The 17,418-nt window shown below is 65.8% G+C and carries 14 protein-coding genes; 3 read left to right on the top strand and 11 right to left on the bottom strand.

Annotated elements, in window-relative coordinates:
* Positions 1-50: 50 nt before the first annotated feature.
* From B2747_RS01635 to B2747_RS01620, 4 genes are read right to left on the bottom strand one after another with little or no spacing between them, the layout of a single operon-like run.
* Complete coding sequence (locus B2747_RS01635) at positions 51-1,151, bottom strand: glycosyltransferase family 9 protein (RefSeq protein WP_291155983.1); 1,101 nt, start codon at positions 1,149-1,151, stop codon at positions 51-53.
* The gene (locus tag B2747_RS01630) at positions 1,151-1,969 is read right to left on the bottom strand and encodes a lipopolysaccharide kinase InaA family protein (RefSeq protein WP_291155981.1); all 819 of its coding nucleotides are present in this window, start codon (positions 1,967-1,969) and stop codon (positions 1,151-1,153) included. Before B2747_RS01630 ends, B2747_RS01635 begins: the two co-directional genes overlap by 1 nt.
* Positions 1,966-3,549, bottom strand: coding sequence for an adenylate/guanylate cyclase domain-containing protein (locus B2747_RS01625; protein ID WP_291155979.1), 1,584 nt, complete (start codon positions 3,547-3,549; stop codon positions 1,966-1,968). The genes B2747_RS01630 and B2747_RS01625 overlap by 4 nt, the downstream gene beginning before the upstream one ends.
* A 12-nt stretch (positions 3,550-3,561) precedes the next feature.
* Positions 3,562-5,085, bottom strand: coding sequence for an anthranilate synthase component I family protein (locus tag B2747_RS01620; protein ID WP_291155977.1), 1,524 nt, complete (start codon positions 5,083-5,085; stop codon positions 3,562-3,564).
* A 57-nt stretch (positions 5,086-5,142) separates the two neighbouring features.
* Here B2747_RS01620 and B2747_RS01615 point away from each other — a divergent pair, with 57 nt between their 5' ends.
* Positions 5,143-5,658 carry an NUDIX domain-containing protein gene (locus tag B2747_RS01615; protein ID WP_291155975.1) on the top strand — a complete coding sequence of 172 codons (516 nt, stop codon included), beginning with the start codon at positions 5,143-5,145 and terminating at the stop codon, positions 5,656-5,658.
* Positions 5,659-5,826: 168 nt separating this feature from the next.
* Here B2747_RS01615 and B2747_RS01610 read toward each other — a convergent pair whose 3' ends face one another.
* Genes B2747_RS01610 through clpX form a run of 4 tightly spaced genes read right to left on the bottom strand, consistent with a single transcriptional unit; the run spans position 5,827 to position 10,974 of the window.
* Positions 5,827-6,519 carry a hypothetical protein gene (locus B2747_RS01610; RefSeq protein WP_291155972.1) on the bottom strand — a complete coding sequence of 231 codons (693 nt, stop codon included), beginning with the start codon at positions 6,517-6,519 and terminating at the stop codon, positions 5,827-5,829.
* A 17-nt stretch (positions 6,520-6,536) separates the two neighbouring features.
* Entirely contained in the window at positions 6,537-7,244 is a 708-nt protein-coding gene (gene yihA, locus B2747_RS01605; RefSeq protein WP_291155969.1) for a ribosome biogenesis GTP-binding protein YihA/YsxC, read from the bottom strand.
* On the bottom strand, positions 7,241-9,664 hold the full coding sequence (gene lon, locus B2747_RS01600; protein WP_291155966.1) for an endopeptidase La: 2,424 nt from the start codon (positions 9,662-9,664) through the stop codon (positions 7,241-7,243). Before lon ends, yihA begins: the two co-directional genes overlap by 4 nt.
* A gap of 35 nt (positions 9,665-9,699) precedes the next feature.
* A complete protein-coding gene (gene clpX / locus B2747_RS01595; RefSeq protein WP_291155964.1) occupies positions 9,700-10,974 on the bottom strand; it encodes an ATP-dependent Clp protease ATP-binding subunit ClpX in 1,275 nt (424 codons plus the stop codon).
* A 292-nt stretch (positions 10,975-11,266) separates the two neighbouring features.
* Here clpX and B2747_RS01590 point away from each other — a divergent pair, with 292 nt between their 5' ends.
* Both B2747_RS01590 and B2747_RS01585 read left to right on the top strand, forming a co-directional pair.
* The gene (locus B2747_RS01590; RefSeq protein WP_291155961.1) at positions 11,267-12,004 is read left to right on the top strand and encodes a hypothetical protein; all 738 of its coding nucleotides are present in this window, start codon (positions 11,267-11,269) and stop codon (positions 12,002-12,004) included.
* An 11-nt stretch (positions 12,005-12,015) separates the two neighbouring features.
* Entirely contained in the window at positions 12,016-13,452 is a 1,437-nt protein-coding gene (locus B2747_RS01585; protein WP_291155958.1) for a cytochrome P450, read from the top strand.
* A 455-nt stretch (positions 13,453-13,907) separates the two neighbouring features.
* Here the strand turns inward: B2747_RS01585 and B2747_RS01580 are convergent, their stop codons facing one another.
* The 3 genes from B2747_RS01580 to B2747_RS01570 form a co-directional block, all read right to left on the bottom strand.
* Complete coding sequence (locus tag B2747_RS01580; protein WP_291155956.1) at positions 13,908-14,516, bottom strand: ATP-dependent Clp protease proteolytic subunit; 609 nt, start codon at positions 14,514-14,516, stop codon at positions 13,908-13,910.
* Between the two features lie 38 nt (positions 14,517-14,554).
* Positions 14,555-15,799 carry a trigger factor gene (gene tig, locus B2747_RS01575; RefSeq protein WP_291155953.1) on the bottom strand — a complete coding sequence of 415 codons (1,245 nt, stop codon included), beginning with the start codon at positions 15,797-15,799 and terminating at the stop codon, positions 14,555-14,557.
* Between the two features lie 74 nt (positions 15,800-15,873).
* Positions 15,874-17,406 (bottom strand): phytoene desaturase, encoded by a 1,533-nt coding sequence (locus B2747_RS01570; RefSeq protein WP_291155951.1) that lies wholly within the window; start codon positions 17,404-17,406, stop codon positions 15,874-15,876.
* Between the last annotated feature and the right edge of the window lie 12 nt (positions 17,407-17,418).

Below are 17,418 nucleotides of genomic sequence, written 5' to 3'. Positions count from 1 at the left end.
TCTGATCCTCACACCTTCAGTTCACCGATCTCGCCGCAAACACACCTGAATCAGCCGAATCGCGTCGCCAAGTCCGACAGCCGCCGCTCCGCGTACACCGCCTTCCACCGCGCGAGCCGCTCCCGCACATCGTCCACCGTGATGTGCGGCAGTCGATTCTCCCGGTACGTCATGTCGAGCGGATAGTCCTCACCCGGGTCACCGTACGCGTCAATCATGAGGTCCTGCGCAAAGTCGTACGGCCCGACGCGCTTGGGGTTGGTGTAGCCAATCAGCGAGATGACCGGCGTGCGAAGCGCAATAGCCAAGTGCAGCGGCCCCGTGTCGGGCGAAAGAGCGACGGCCGCGCCATCCAGCACGGCTGCGAGTCGACGCAGACCGCTGCCCAGTGCCGAATGCGCCATGGGCGCGCGCTCGAGAATGATGGCTTCTGCCGCGAGCTCGCGTGGTGAACGACCACCCACCAACACAGGTTGCAGGCCGTATTCGTCCCAGAGCACATGACAGACCTCGGCCCAGCGCTCTGGCAGCCAGTCCTTGGCCGCCTTGCTGGTGGCCACCACGATTGGCGCGATGGGTCGGTCGAACTGCGCAAGAAACTCGCGCTGCCACCGACGCTCTTCGTCGTTCCACGGGCCGAGTGTCCATTGCGGATCACCCAGCGCCGCACCGTGTGGCACCCCAAGCGCCGTGAGAAACTCGAAGTACTGATCCTGCACATGCTGCCCGGGGTGCGGGGCAATGCGGTGCGTGGTGAACAACCAGTTGGCATCACGTGCGCGCGCCCGGTCGAAGCCCAGTTTGATGGGTGCGTGCGTGAAGCCCGTGATGAGTCCCGCCTTGAAGTACACCTGCAGTCCGAGCACCAGATCAAACGGTCGCTCGGCGAGTGCGGCGCGTGTTTCCAGGAAACCGCGCCACCCTTTGCTGCGATCGAAGAGCACGATGTCGTCCACCAGCGGATGACCGCGCACGAGCGTGGCCGGTCCGGGCTGCAGCACCCAGGTGATGCGCGACAAGGGCTGGTGCCGCTTGAGCGCGTGAATGATGGGCATCACGTGCACGGCATCGCCAACGGCACTCATCATGACGATGCCAATTCGATTGAATTGCAGCGTCGCGGGCAGTGGGGGCGTGGTGGCCGGTGGCATCACGAGGTTGGCCGCAGTTGGGTATGTGAGGCGGCCGCGAACGCCGCCATCGTGTCGTCGGAAATATCGCAGCTGTACTGCCTGCGCCATTTGCGCATCGAGCGGAGGAGACGCGCGACGTTGCGTTGCATGGCTACCTCACCAACCCACGCGGCATCCCACACCAACACGTCCACGTCGATGACCAGCGCCTCGAGCGTGGCTGCAGGCGACGTCGGACCAGACATCGGACGCAGCAGAATGTTCTTCACGTTGAGGTCGGGGTGCACAATGCCGCGCCGAGCGAGTTGGCGCAGCAGTGTGGACGTGGCAGCCAGGGCCAGCTCAAGTGGGTAAACGGGAGCGAGACCTGCCAGCACCGTGCCCAGGTCCACGCTGTCTTCGAGGTAGCGGCTCACCACATCCACTCGAACAAGACCAGCGCCGGCCGCGTAGCGCACGGCCCCGCAGATGTCCGACGTGGGAATGCCACAGGCGAGCAGGGCGGCTGCAATCTGCATTTCGCGCGGCGCGCGTGTGGGGCGCAGGAAACGGTCACCGGTGAGCGGCGCGAGCAGTCCGCCATGCCAGGCGTGGCGCACCACGATCGTGTGCCCGCTGTGCGGGAGGGCAGCCACGAACACCGGTGCACGGCCGCGCAGGGCACGGGGCTGCGGCATGCGCGCGGCCCAGTCGTACACGCTGCCGTGATCGCTCAGTATGGCCAGCAGGTCGTCACGCACATCATCGTGGGCCAGCACATCACCACCAGACCAGCGTACGGGGGCCGGTGGCGGCTTCAGCACCAGCCCGACCGCGGCAGTCGCCACTGCCGTCATGCCGGCGCGTCCTCACCACCGGGTGGATGCAGGCGCCACGCCGCACAGTCCCCACCATCGCGACGCGCGTAGCGCAGCTCCGGCGCGCTCGACGCCTGACGTCCCATGGGGGCGAGCGCAAGCGCCACATGCTCGCTGACTAAAATCTCCCCACCGGGCGCGAGACTGCAGAGGCGGCTCGCCACATTCACCGTGTCGCCGATGAGTGTGTACTCGAGGCGACGCGGCGATCCCACGTTGCCCACAAACGCGTCGCCGGCATGAATGCCGATGCCCACCGACCAGGTGGGACGTCCTTCGCGTTTCCATCGCGCGTTGAGCAACGCGAGATGGCGCTGCATGTCCTCGGCCGCGGTGATGGCGTGCGCCAGCGCGTCGTCGTCGGCATCGGGGGCACCCCAGTAGGCCATGATGGCGTCGCCGATGAACTTGTCGAGCGCACCACCATAGCGGAACACGCAGTCCACCATGGCGGTGAAGTACTCGTTGAGCTGCGCGGCCATCTGCGTGGCCGGCATGGCTTCCGCAATGGCGGTGAAGCCGCGGATGTCGCTGAAGAGCACCACGACATCGCGACGTTCACCACCCGGCACCACGCGGGTCGTGTGCGCAGCAATGCGCTGCGCGAGTTGGGGACTGAAATAGCGCTCGAAGTTTTCCCGCACACGCTCGGCCTGCACCAACTGCTCGGCCGTTGTCTCCCGCTCCACGGCCGCCGCGGCAATACCGGCGAAGGCCACCAGAAAGGCCAGGTCGTCGTCGTTGAAGACATCGCGGTCACGCAGATGGTCCACGTACAACACACCCAGCGTACTGCGTCCCTCGCCGAGCAGCGGCGCGGCCATGGCCGACTTGACGGCCTGCTGCAGGACCGACTCCCCAGCGGTGCGGACATCGGTACCGGCGTCGTTGGTGAGCAGGGCCACCTGCCGCTCGGCCACACCGTGCGCAATGGCGCGCGGCACGGGGCGCGCGATCGCGCCGTGACGATCCCGCGCAATGCGTGTGTCGAGTTCACCGGAGGGGCCGGTGAGCAGCACGGCCACGCGATCGGCGTCGAAGGTGTCGAAGAGATCGGCGGCGATGGCGTCGAGGAGACCGTCCAGTTCACCGAAGGTGCCCAGACGCTGCGCGATCTGCACCAATTGGGTGAGGCGCGCGGTGGCCCGATCGGTGGCGGCTGCCACATCGGCCAGCGCCTGATCCCGTGAGGGCACCAGCCGCTCACGCAGCAAGGTGCTGCCGGGGTCGACACTCGACAGCGACGGCGTGGGCCGCAGCGGTACGACCTCTGCACGCTGCACGGTGAAGGTCACGGTGCCAAACGCCACCGTGTCACCGACGCTGGCCATGGCACGACTGATGCGCGCGCCATTGATCCAGGTGCCGTTGCGGGAGGCGAGATCGACAATGGACAACACATCCTGCGTTTCGTCGGCCTGCACCTCCGCATGGCGACGCGACACGGCCGGATGCAGCACCGGCAGGTCGCAGACCGGATCGCGGCCCACAATGAGTGAGGCGCGACCCGAAAGGGAGAAGCGCCGATCACCGGCCGTGGAGACGAGCAGCAGGGGCACGTGCTGCGCCGATTACGTGGCGGATGGCAAGGGGCCGGCGCGCCGAGCCCGACCGATGGCCGTGAGCATGGCGCGGGCCTTGTTGTCGCACTCCTCCCACTCCTTCTCCGGCACCGAGTCGTGCACGATGCCGGCACCCGACTGCACCGAGGCCACACCGTTTGCGATGACGCAGGTGCGAATGGTGATGGCGAGGTCCATGCGTGTGTCACCGGCACCGATCACACCAAGCGCGCCCGCGTAGGCACCGCGGCGCTCGGGTTCGAGTTCGTCGATGATCTCCATGGCCCGCACCTTGGGTGCACCGGTCATGGTGCCCGCCGGGAAAACGGCGCGGAAGGCGTCGAGTGCGCTCGCGCCTTCGGGCAATTGCCCTTCCACCTGGCTGACGATGTGGAAAACGTGCGAGTACTTCTCCACCACCATGAGGTCGGTGACCTCCACCGTGCCGAATTGGGCGAGCCGCCCCACGTCATTGCGGCCCAGATCCACCAGCATGACATGTTCGGCGCGCTCCTTTTCGTCGGCCAACAGTTCGGCCGACAACGCACGGTCTTCCTCTGGGGTGCGTCCGCGTGGCCGCGTGCCCGCAATGGGGCGCACGGTCAGGCGGCCATCGGCCACCCGCAGCATCATCTCGGGCGAACTGCCCACGAGCTCGAGGCCGTCGAGCTGCAGATGGAACATGTACGGCGAGGGATTGAGGGCGCGCAGGGTGCGGTAGAGAGTCGTCGGATCAAAATCGAGTGGCACCTCCATCCGCCGCGCCAGCAGCGCCTGAAACACGTCCCCCGAAAGGATGTACTCCTTGATGCGCTCCACGGCAGCCATGTAGCGCTCGCGCGTGAACGCCACCGTGCCCGTGGCCGGCGCGGCGTCTGTGGCGAGCTGCAAGGGCGGCAGCACCTCCGGCCCTTGCAGCCGTGCGATCGTGTCCTGCAGGGTGGTCTGAGCCCGTGCAAACAGGCGTTCGCACTGCGCGGTGCTGGCCTCGGCCGGCACGGGGACCGACACGATCACCCGCGCCTGACCCAACCAGTTGTCGATGACCACGAGGGCATCGGTGAACACGAAGCAGGCATCGGGGGCATCGACGCCGCGCGGCGGGGCGTTCGGCAGGCGCTCGATGTGCCGCGCTACGTCGTACGCGAAGAATCCGAACGCGCCGCTCCAGAGCGTGCCCAGTTCGGGCGCATCAACCGGACGCATGTCGCGCACGAGGTCGCGCAAGTCGGCAATGGGGTCGGTGGGCGTGCGCGCGCCATGCCACCCCTGTTCGGCCGTCCAGTCTTCCACGACGCCGTCCTTGAGGCGCCACGCGCCCCGCGGCTCGGTACCCAGGTAGGTGTAGCGCGACCAGGCCTCACCACGGGTGACCGCCGACTCGAGCAGAAAGGCAAACGGGCCACGCCGCAGCCGCGCGAACGCAGAGACGGGCGTGCAGAGGTCGAGCAGGCAATCCTGCCACACGGGCACGAGGCCGCCGGTGCTGCGGCAGGATTGTGCGCGGGCGAGGAATTCGGCGTACGAAGACATGATTGGAACTTCGCCGGACCGCTCGCCATGGGGCAAGCGACGATCTAGCATTGCTTGATGACCGACGAACTCAGTGCCCCCGGCGCTGTGCCGGACCGCGGCACGCGTTACGAGACCCGCGTGGTGGATGTGGTGGTGCTGGCCCCGGCACCGGCCGGTTCACGTGATCGCTGGCGCGTGCTGACCCTGCGCCGCGCGGCGGGGGTGCGCTGCACAGGGGCCTGGGAGCTGGTGCATGGCAGCATCGAGGCCGGCGAACGGCCCGCCGAAGCCGCGAGACGCGAAGTCCAGGAGGAAACGGGGCTGCCCGTGGAGCGCCTGTACAGCCTGACCGTGAACCCGTTCTATCTGCACCGGCAGGACACAGTGCAACTGGCGGTGGTATTTGCCGCCATCGTGCCACCCGACGCCGCGGTGCAGTTGGGACCGGAGCACGATGCCTACCAGTGGCGCACGCCGCTGGGCGCCACGCGTACGCTGCAATGGCCACGCGAGCACGACGCGGTGCGTTACGCGATGTGGCTGCTGCGCAGCGGCGACGCCGGCCACGCCGAGGATGTCCTGCTGATCTAGCAGTGAACCGCCCGCTCTTTCTTCCCGCAGTTCACCTTACGCGGTCCACCTTACGCCCGAACCGCCTGCAGTTCCTTCCCGCAGTTCACCTTACGCAGTTCCCCTTACGCAGTTCCCCTTACGCAGTTCCCCTTACGCAGTTCCCCTTACGCAGTTCCCCTTACGCCCCTATTTCTTCGCGGCTCCCGAAGCCCGCGACCGCACCAACGCCCGCTCCCGCTCCACCCGCTGCAGCACCGCCGACCAGTCCGTCACACTCGACACGCTTTCCATCTGCGAAGTAATGGGCTGGTTCACGTCGATCTGCCCGTCAAATACGAACAGCGCGCTCTGCACATCCCGCTGACGCAGACGGTACTCACCGAATCCGGGTGTGAGGGGCACCACATCGAGTGGCCGGAAATCGCGGCCGGTATTGCTGATGATGAACTCCTGCGGCGAGAAGCGCGTCTCGCCCTGCTCGAGCGCAAAGAAGCTCACGTACCACACGGAGTAGCCGGGCAGCCGGTAGCGGTCCTTGATGGCCAGCAGCTGCGCCGACTTGCTGATCTGCATGTCGCGCAGCGCCCGATACGAATCGGGTGACAGCAGGCGGATGAGACGCTCGTCCAGCGGAATGGCGCGAACCTGCAAGCCGTTGGCCGGCGAGGTCTTGAGGGCGATGTCGTCCTGCCGGAGCGTGCCGAATCCAGCCGGCAACCAGTTGGGGTCCAGCGTGTCGGCAGGCAGCAGCGGCAACTGTGCGGTGGGCCGCGCGGCGCCTGCCGGCGGCGCGCCCTGCGCCACCATGGGGCCGGCGGAGGCACAGGCCATGAGCACCGCGGGCAACAGACCGAGGCCCAGCATACGGGGCCAGCGCATCACAGCAGAGCGAAGGGTCACGGCGAGGTCCTCCAGTCAGGAAGAGCGAGCAGGTCCTGCAGCGCACGCGCCAGTTCGTCGCGCCCCTCTCCGGTACGGGCGCTGAACGGCACGATCTGATCGACATCAAGTCCGAGGTGCTGCGCAAGCACGTGAACACGCGCCTGCGCCTGCGCCCGAGAGAGTTTATCCACCTTGGTCACGGCCACAATGGTGGGTACCCCGAGCTCGGCGAGAAAGTCCAGCATGATGTGATCGTCGCCGGTCGGATCGTGCCGCACATCGAGCAGTTGCACCACGCCGCGCAGGTTGGCACTGCGGCGCAGGAAGCCTTCGATGAGCGGACGCCACTCGGCCTTGCGCGCCTTGCTGATGCGCGCATAGCCGTAGCCCGGCAGGTCGGCAAGAATGAACTGCCGATTCACGTCGAAGAAGTGAATCTCGCGTGTGCGGCCGGGCGTGTTGCTCACCCGCGCAAACGCCTTGCGCCGCATGAGCCGATTGAGCAACGACGACTTGCCCACGTTCGAGCGTCCCACGAAGGCCACTTCCGGCAGCGTCGTTTCCGGGCGCCATCCGGTCTCGCTGGCCATGGGGCCGAGGTACTCGAGATGACGGATGACCAGCGGATCATTGGCCGACGGGGTGGTGGTCACCTCATCCACCGGTTCGTCGATCGCGTCTTCATCGTGGACGTTGTCGTCGTGCAGATCGTGCTCACTCATGTTACCACCGTTGTGTCGGCCATCACCACGGCCGCTTCGCTGCGTGCGCCGCCTATGCCGGCTGCTGCGGCCCGAGGCGGTGTGCGCAAGGCGAGATCGAGCACCTCGTCCATGGTGCGAACCGTGTGCCACGTCAGTCCTTCACGTACTTTCGCCGGCAATTCTTCCAGGTCCTTGGCGTTGCCCTGCGGAATGAGGACATGCGACAGCAGATGGCGGTGAGCCGCCACGCCTTTCTCGCGCACACCACCAATGGGCAGCACCCGACCACGCAGTGTGACCTCGCCGGTCATGGCCACGTCGCCGCGCACGGGAATGCCCGTGAGCGCGCTGGCCAGTGCCGTGGCCAGCGCAATACCGGCCGACGGACCATCCTTGGGCGTGGCACCGGCCGGCAGATGCACGTGAATGTCCCGTGTGCGATGAAAGTCCGGCGAAAGCCCGAGGGCCGACGCGCGTGCGCGGATGTAGCTGAGCGCCGCGGCGGCCGATTCCTTGAGCACGTCGCCGAGTGTGCCGGTGAGTTGCAGGCGACCACGACCCGGCACCACGCTGACCTCGATTTCCAGCAGCTCGCCGCCGGTGGCGGTGTAGGCCAATCCGGAGGCCACCCCCACCTGATCGGTCAGGCTGTGCTCTTCCGGCGTGTGTGGAGCGGGGCCAAGCAACGCCGGCAATTCGTCCACCGTTACTGTGACCTTCGCCGTGCTGTGGTCGGCCCAGGTGCGACGGGCCAGCTTGCGTGATACACGCGCCAGACGACGCTCGAGATCGCGCACACCGGCTTCACGCGTGTAACTGCGGATGATGGCCTGCAGCACGACATCGTCGATGACGACGCGCTCAACCGGCACGCCGTGCAGGGCGAGTTGCTTGGGCACGAGAAAGCGGCGAGCGATGGCCAGCTTCTCGGGCTCGAGGTACCCCGGCAGGCGAATGATCTCCATGCGATCACGCAGCGCTTCCGGGATGCCGGCCAGCGAATTGGCCGTCGTCACGAACAGGACCTGCGAGAGGTTGTAGTCCACCTCGAGGTAGTGGTCGTTGAACGCGGCGTTCTGCTCCGGATCGAGCACTTCCAGCAGGGCCGCGGCCGGGTCGCCGCGATAGTCGCTGCCGAGCTTGTCGATCTCGTCCAGCAGAATGACCGGGTTGACCGACTCCGCGCGGCGCATGGCCTGGAGGATGCGCCCCGGGAGCGCGCCAATGTAGGTGCGGCGATGTCCGCGGATTTCCGCTTCATCGCGCACGCCACCCAGTGCCATGCGCACGAACTTGCGACCAAGCGCCGAGGCAATGGAGCGCCCCAGCGAGGTCTTGCCCACGCCGGGCGGCCCGACGAGACAGAGAATGGGGCCGGGCAGATGCCCAACCCGCGCCAACACCGCGATGTGGTCGAGGATGCGTTCCTTGATCTCCTCGAGGCCGTAGTGATCGCCCTCGAGCGAGGCACGGGCCACATCGAGATCGGTGGTGTCGGTGGTGCGCTGCGACCAGGGCAGGGCCAGCACCCAGTCCAGCCAGCCGCGCGAAACCGCCGCGTCAGGTGAGGTGGGCGCGCTGCGCTTGAGCCGACGCAGTTCGCGCTGCGCGCGCGCGGCCACCGCCTCCGGCAGCCCGCGCGAGGCGATCTGCTGCGCGAGATCCTCGAATTCGTCGCCGTCTTCCTGGCCCAGCTCGCGATGAATGGCGCGCAGCTGCTCCTGCAGGAAGAAGTCCCGCTGGTTCTGGAACAGCGACCCGCGCACCTGTTCGTCGATGCGGCGCTCGAGCTTGAGCAGTTCGAGTTCGGCCGCGAGCAGGTTCACCAACTGCGTGGCCAGGTCGTCCAGCGATTCTGCGGCCAGAAGCGCCTGGCGCTGCTCCACGGGCACGTGCAGATGCGCGGCGATGCCGAAGGCCATGCGGTCTTCCTGCTCGATGGCCTGCAGTACCCCGACGATCTCGGGAGGCAGGCGACGCTGCAGCGCCGTGTACTCCTCGAACAGGTTGAGCGCGTGCCGCACCCGGGCGCGCGTGGTATCGACCGCGTCCGACGTTGAGCCCAATGTGGTGGCTGACTTTGCGGCGCGGCCAAACGGCATCGACTCATAGTTTGCCACCAGGCGCGGGCCATGCATCACCGTGGCCTTGGCCACGGTGGGACGTACCAGGCGCACGCGTTCGATGGCGTCCACCAGAATCTTGGTGGTGCCATTGGTGCCGCGCGTGACTTGCTGGACGCGCGCGCGCACGCCGACACGATACAGGTCGGCCGGGGCGGGCACGTTGATGTCGGCGCTGCGCTGGGCCACCAGCAGCAGTTCACGGTCGCTGTCGAGTGCAGCATCGACGGCGGCCACCGAGGCCTCGCGGCCAATGAGCAGTGGCATGGCAACGTGGGGGAACAACACCACGTCGCGAAGCGGAAGGACCGGCAACCTGGGGCTGCCGGTCCTCGAGGGGCGTTTCGTCGTCAGGCTTCCTTCTTCTGCCGCTTGGGCGCGATCTCGAGGAGCGGCGGTCCGCCGTGCTGCACGGCAGCTTCGGTGACCCGCACCTCCACGACATCATCGCGGGTAGGCAGTTCGAACATGGTATCGAGCAAGGTTTCTTCGAGAATGGCGCGCAGGCCGCGCGCACCCGTGCCACGCTTGAGGGCCTTCTGGGCCACGGCACGCAGCGCGCTGTCCTCGAAGGTGATCTTCACCTCTTCGAGGTCGAAGAGGCGGGTGTACTGCTTGGTGAGGGCGTTCTTGGGTTCCTTGAGAATGGAGACCAGCGCCTCCTCGTCGAGTGCCTCGAGTGGCACACAGACGGGCAGACGGCCCACCAGTTCCGGAATGATGCCGAAGCGCAGCAGGTCATCCGGCTCGACTTCGGCAAAGGGGGTCTTGGGCGTCGTCTGCTTGAGCGCCACCACCTTGCTGTCGGTGGCTGCGTCACCCTTCCGCGCATCGAAGCCCAACTGCCGACGGCCCGTACGCGACTCGATGATCTTCTCGAGGCCGTCGAAGGCACCGCCGCAGATGAACAGGATGTCCTTGGTGTTGATCTGGATGTATTCCTGCTGCGGATGCTTGCGGCCACCCTGCGGCGGCACGCTGGCCACCGTGCCCTCGAGAATCTTGAGCAGGGCCTGCTGCACGCCTTCGCCCGACACGTCGCGCGTGATGCTCGGATTCTCCGACTTGCGCGCGATCTTGTCGATTTCGTCGATGTACACGATGCCGCGCTCGCACTCGGCGACATTGAAGTCACCGGCCTGCAGCAGCCGCACCAGAATGTTCTCCACGTCTTCGCCCACATACCCCGCTTCGGTGAGCGTGGTGGCGTCGGCAATGGTGAACGGCACATCGAGAATGCGGGCCAGCGTCTGGGCGAGCAGCGTCTTGCCCGTACCCGTGGGCCCGATGAGCAGGATGTTGGACTTGTCGAGCTCGACGTCGTCCTCGCGGGCCGAGCCGGCCGCATTGATGCGCTTGTAGTGGTTGTACACCGCCACCGAGAGCGCCTTCTTGGCCTGGTCCTGCCCGATCACATACTGATCGAGGATGTTCTTGATTTCACGCGGCGTGGGGACCTGCGTGATGGATTCGGCAACCTCGCGCTCCTCGTCCTCTGCAAGAATTTCGTTGCAGAGGGCGATGCACTCGTTGCAGATGTAGACCGAGGGGCCCGAAATGAACTTCCGGACGGCGTCCTTGGACTTGCCGCAGAAGGAGCAGCGCAGGTGCTTGTCGTGGGACATAACGTTCCGGTACAAGGGGCGGCCGAGGATCCATCATCGTGCCGGCTGGGGACGAATCGGGACACCTCACGCAACTGCTAGAGTTAACCCGGAGGGCGGTGCAGGGTCAAGCGAACAGCCCCCACAGAAAGTGTCGGTCGCTGCCCGCCATTTCCGTACTCGCCGCTAGGTCTCACCGGTCCTGTAGCGCGACGGCCCGCCAGGTGCGACCTTGGCGCATCTCGTCGGGTGCTGCAGGCGGATCGTCCACCGTTTATACACCCGACTCCCGCCATTGGTACCGGTGGTGCGCATGTGGCCGTTTGAAGGGTTCTTGTTCGTGCACATCACCACCGGCGCGGTCGGTCTGGTGCTGTTCTGGATCCCCGCACTCAATCGCAAGGGCGGCACCTGGCACCGCCGTATCGGCACCTGGTTTGCCCGCCTCATGCTGATTACGGCCACGATGGCGGTGGGAATGGCCATCACTACCATGGTCGATCCCATCACCACCCACCCCCGCCAGGTGGCGCTGAATTGGTCGGCTGAGCGTATTCAGGGCATTTTCGGCTGGATGATGCTGTATCTGGCCATTCTCACCATCCAGCTCGTGTGGCACGGTGTGGTGTCGGTGCGCAACAAGCGCAATCACCTCGCCAACCGGCACCCGTTCAATCTGGCGCTCAACGGGCTCACCATCGTAGCCGCCATCGCCTGCGCCATGCGGGGCTGGCAGATCGGCGAAGGACTCATGATGGCCTTTGCCGTCGTCGGTGTGGCTTCGGGGCTCACCAACCTGCGCTTCATTTACACAGACCAGCCCGGTCGGCTGGCTTATCAGCTGGAGCACGTGAAAGCCATCGTGGGGTCCGGCATTTCGGTGTACACGGCCTTCATGGCCTTCGGTTTCGTGCGCTTCAACCCGGGCCAGGCCCTCAACCCGCGCATGTGGGCCATTCCGCTCACGGTTGGACTGGCCATGATCATCTATCACCAGACGCGCATTCGCCTCAGTCTGCGTGCGGCGCGCGTGGCCGCACGGCCTTCGTGACGGGTTCCGTCGTGACGGGTTCCGTCGTGACGGGTTCCGTCGCCGCGGAGGCTGCCGAGACGGGCGGCCCCAGCGCCGCCGTGTTGTGGCGCCCGCCGGCTCCGGTGCCACGGCCGCCGGTGCCGTCGCTGCTGCGCCTCATGTGGCGACGCGAAAAGGACCTGCTGAGTCTCCTGCCGGACCTCGCCTATCGCGAGATGATCACACCGCTGGGGTACACGCGGCGCGGCATTCTCCTGGTGAACGATCCCGCCTGGGTGGCGCGCATTCTCGCTGACCACGACAGCTTCCCCAAAAACGACCTCTTCGTGGAGGCCCTCGAGGACCTCGTGGGCAACTCCATGTTCGTGACCAGCGGCGATACCTGGCGTCGGCAGCGGCGCATGGTGGACCCGGCGTTCTCGCACATGCGCATCAACCGCGCGTTCGACTTCATGGCCGCCGCGGTGGATGACTATGAGGCCCATCTCGGGCGACAGGCCGCCGCACGGGAAACGTTCTCGCTGGACGCGGCCATGAGTCATCTCACGGCCGACGTGATCACGCGGACGATCTTCTCCGTGCCGCTGTCGGGGGATACGTCGCAGGACGTGTTCGACGACTTCATGCGCTTCGAGCGGCAGGTCGGCTCCATCGACATCAAGCGGCTCCTGTGGGACAAGCCCTGGTCGCCCAGCACACAACCGGAACCGGTGCGTCAGGCCTGCGCGCGCATTCGCCTGCATCTCGGTGCCATGCTCGACGCACGGCTGCAGCATCCGGAGTACGATGACATCGCGGGTGCCATTCTCGAGGCGAAGGACGCCGACACCGGGCAGCCCTTCGATCGTGAAGGGCTCATCGATCAGTTGGGTGTGTTCTTTCTGGCGGGGCACGAAACCACGGCCAGTTCACTCACCTGGGCCTTTTTCATTCTTGCGCAGCGCCCCGACGTGGTGGAGCGCATCCGCGCGGAGGTGGCGCAGGTGGTGGGCGACGGGCCCGTGCTGCTGGAACACACCAAGCGGCTGCCCTTCGTACGCAACTTCTTCCGCGAGGTGCTGCGGCTCTATCCGCCCATCACCTTCCTGCCGCGGGTGGCCGGCAAGGATACCGAAATTGGCGGACGACACGTAAAGCGTGGCACCATGCTCATGATCGCGCCCTGGAGCATGCACCGGCACGCGAAGCTGTGGGAGAACCCGGATCGTTTCGACCCCGATCGGTTTCTGCCGGAGCGTGAGTCCAAGCAGGTGCCGGGGAGCTATCTCCCCTTCGGTGCGGGGCCGCGCATCTGCGTGGGCGCGGCCTTTGCCACCATCGAGACGGCGCTGATCATTGCGCGTCTCGCGCGGCGTTTCGATTTCGAAGCGCTGGATCCCGGGAGTGTGCGTCCCTATGCGCGACTCACCACGCGGCCTGCCGCGGAAATACGTGTGCGGGTACGTGAGCGCGCCAATACACCCTGACGCAGCGCAGGGGCCCAGAAAAAAGGCCTCGGACCGACACTCGCTGCCACTGCAGAATCGCGAACAGCTCACGCAGTGAAGTGGAGGGCGCAGAGGGCGCAGAGGAGGAATACAGGGTCGGTCGTTTCCTGACTGCCGTTCAATCCGTGTTGTTTCCGCCACATCCGCGAAATCCGCGTCAAGGCAGTTAGACCACGACTGCGGTTCTCTGCGAGCTCTGCGCCCACTTTTCCTCTGCGTGAGTTGTTGACGGTCCGGCCGCAGCACTGGCACTCGCTGCATTCGAGAGTTCGCAAACAGCTCACGCAGAGAAACGGAGGTCGCAGAGTTCGCAGAGGAGCAACGTGAACGCGCGCCGTTTGACGGAACCCATCGCGAACCAGCATCAGCCGAAAAAAAACGGCAGGCCGGAGTGTTTCCGACCTGCCGTTCAATCCCTGCGTTGCACGCCAAAATCAGCGCGGGACCAGTTCCGCCTGATGCTGGATGACGTTGTCCACAAGGCCGTACACCTTGGCGTCGTCGGCGCTCATGAAACGATCGCGATCGGTGTCACGCTCGATCTGCTCGATGGGACGACCCGAATGCTTGGACATGAGTTCGTTCATCTTGCTGCGGAGATACAGGATCTCGCGCGCCTGAATCTCGATGTCCGACGCCGAACCACCGCCACCGTTCTGCGACGGCTGGTGGATCATGATGCGGCTGTGCGGCAGGGCGCTGCGATGGCCGGCAGCGCCGGCGCAGAGCAGGAAGGCGCCCATGGACGCCGCCATACCCATGCACGTGGTGTGCACGGGCGCCTTGATGAACTGCATGGTGTCGTACATGGCCAGACCGGCCGAAACCGAGCCACCCGGCGAGTTGATGTACAGGTGGATGGGCTTTTCCGGGTTGTCCGCCTCGAGGAACAACATCTGCGCGATGATGATGTTGGCCACGTCATCGTTGATCGGCGAACCGAGGAAGATGATGCGGTCCATCAGGAGGCGCGAGAAGATGTCGTACGTCCGCTCCCCTCGGCTCGAGCGCTCGATGATGTACGGCATGTAAATCGATGCCATGCTGCCTTCTCCGGTACGGGTGACTGCGGGGTCGGGGCTTACGCCGCCGACACGGGGTTCTTCTCGAACAACCAGGCGAAGACGCGCTCCTCGGTGAGCTCGCGCTCGATCTCCTGGAGACGGCCCTGCTTCTGGAGCTGCGCGTACACCTGGCCGGGATCAGCGTTCCGGGCCTTGGCGAGCTCCTCGACGCGTGCGTCCACATCGGCCGCACTGGCCGTCAGCGACTCACGCTCGGCGATGGTGTCGATGATGAGATCACGACGCACCTGGTTCTCCGCCATCGGCATGAATTCCTTGGCGAAGTTCTGCTTCTGGTTGTCGGGTACGCCGTACATCTGCATGTAGCCGTCCACGAGCTGCATGACCCAGGCCTTGGGCACGTCGAACGGGTTGGCTTCGGCAATTTGCTGGATGAGCTGGCCGCGGACATCGGAGTCGGCCTCACGACGCGCGTGATCACCCATATCCTTGCGCACGGCTTCACGCAGCGCATCGATGGTGTCGAAATCGCCGACCTCACGCGCAAAGGCGTCGTCGAGCGCCGGCAGGGCCTTGCGCTTGACGTCCGTGAGCGTGACGCGCACGAGCTTGCTCACGCCGCGCTGCGACTCATCGGGGAAGTCGTCGGGCCAGCGTACCGAACGCTCGGTGGTGCCGCCGGGGGCGGTCTCCATGACGAGCTCTTCGATGCCGGCAATGGCCTGACCGCCGCCGAGCACGATGCGGTACTCCTTGCCCTCGGGCAGGGAACCGTCGGCTTCTGCGGTGGACAGCAACACCGTCACCATGTCACCCGGGGCGGGCTTCTCTTCAACCGGCGCCCACTCGGCCTTCTGCTCACGGATGCGCTCGATCTGCTCTTCCACGAGCGTGTCGGTGACAACCGTCTCGGTGCGGTTGAGCGTGAAGCCGTCGAGCTTCTCGAGCGTCAGCTCCGGACGCACCTCGCAATGCAGCTCAAACTCCAGCGGCTGGCCGGGCTCGGCCTTGAGGTGGTGCACATGCGGCTGCGCGGCCAACTTGAGGCCCTCGCGGTCGATGGCTTCGCGGAATGCCTCGTTGATGACGAGCTCGATGGCTTCCTGGCGCACGGCCTCGGGAAACTTCTTGCGCACCATCGATGGCGGCGCCTTGCCCGGGCGGAAGCCCGGGATGCGAACCTGCGTCGCGTACTTGCGCGCCGCCTGGTCCTCGTACGATGCCACGGTATCAGCCGGCACCGTGATCTGCAGACGCCGGGATACCCCGGCGGTTTCGGTCGGGGTAATGGAAATGTTCATCCCGGAAAATCTAGTGGGGCGGGGAAGGCCTTCAGAAGCCCCGCGGGATGCCCCGCGAGGCGACGGTGATGTGTCTACACCTTGGCTGTGGCGCGTGGCGCGACGGGACGCGCGGCGTCACTGCGCGCCGCATCCTTGCGTGGTGCGGTGCCGATGAGATCAGCCACGATCTTGCCCGACGCGATCACGCCCGGCAGGCCCGCGCCCGGATGGGTGCCGGCGCCACAGAAGTAGAGGTTGGGAATGTCGGGCGAGCGGTTGTGCGGACGGAACCACGCCGACTGTGTGAGCACTGGCTCGGGACCAAACGCACTGCCCATGTAGCTGTTCAGCGTGTGCTCGAAGTAGCGCGGATCGACACGACGTTCCGTCACGATGTGACGCGAAAGATCGGGCAGGTAGCGCTCTTCGAGGTAGGCCATGATGCGATCGCGGTACCGCGGCGCCATGGTCTCCCAGTCGGTGCCGCTGCCAAGGTGCGGCACCGGCGAGAGCACATACCAGCAGTCATGGCCCGGCGGCGCCAGTGTTGGATCGGTGGCCGTGGGCCGGTGCAGATACAGCGAGAAGTCATCGGCCACGATCTTGCGCTCAAAGATGTCTTCGAGCAGCTCGCGGTAGCGCGGGCCCATGAGAATCTCGTGGTGCGCGATGTTCTCGTACTTGCGATTGGTGCCGAAGTAGATGACAAACAGGCTCATGGAGTGCTTGAGCTTCTCCACGCGCCGGTTGCTCACCTTGGGACGCTTGTCGGGCGCAACGAGAGTGCGATAGGCCTGCACCAGATCGCCGTTGCACACCACCGCATCCGCAGCCAAACGCTCGCCATTCTTGAGCCGCACGCCGGTGGTGCGTCGGGCGTCGCTCACTTCGATTTCCGCCACTTCGCTGGAAAGACGGATGCGGCCGCCGAGATCCTCGAAGGCCTGCACGAGGGCGCGCACGAGTGCACCGGTGCCGCCCATGGCAAAGAGCACACCCCACTGCTGCTCGAGCTTGTGGATGAGCGCGTACATCGAGCTGGCGGCGTACGGATTGCCGCCCACCAGCAGCGGATGAAACGAGAACACCTGACGCAAGCGCTCATCGCGCAGGTAGGTGTTGGCCATCGCCGCCACCGACTTGTCGGCGCGCGTGCGAATGAGTTCGGGCAGCACCTTCACCATCGAGCCGAAGGTCAGGAACGGCTTGTCGATGAGGGGCATGCCGACATTGAAGATCTCCCACGACTTCTCGCGGAAGCGCTCGTAGCCCGCACGGTCGGCCGGAGAGAACTCCTCCACCTGCCGCAGCAGATTCTCACGGTCGCCGTTGTAATGGAAAACCGTGCCATCCTCGAAGCGGATGTTGTAGAACGGATCGAGGAGTTTGAGCTGGATGTAGTCCGCCGTCTTCCGCCCGGTCAGTGCGAAGAGCTCATCCAGCACCCAGGGCGCCGTGATGATGGTCGGGCCGGCATCGAAGGTGAAGCCGTCCTGCTCGAACACGTAGGCGCGACCGCCCGGCTTGTCGAGCTTCTCGACGATGGTGACGTCGTGGCCCTGGGCCTGCAGGCGAATGGCTGCGGCCAGACCACCGAACCCGCTTCCTATGACAACGATGCGCATGAACGACCGACG

Origin of the sequence: Gemmatimonas sp. UBA7669 (assembly GCF_002483225.1) — a bacterium.
Lineage (GTDB): Bacteria > Gemmatimonadota > Gemmatimonadetes > Gemmatimonadales > Gemmatimonadaceae > Gemmatimonas.
This window is presented reverse-complemented; position numbering and strand designations above follow the sequence as displayed.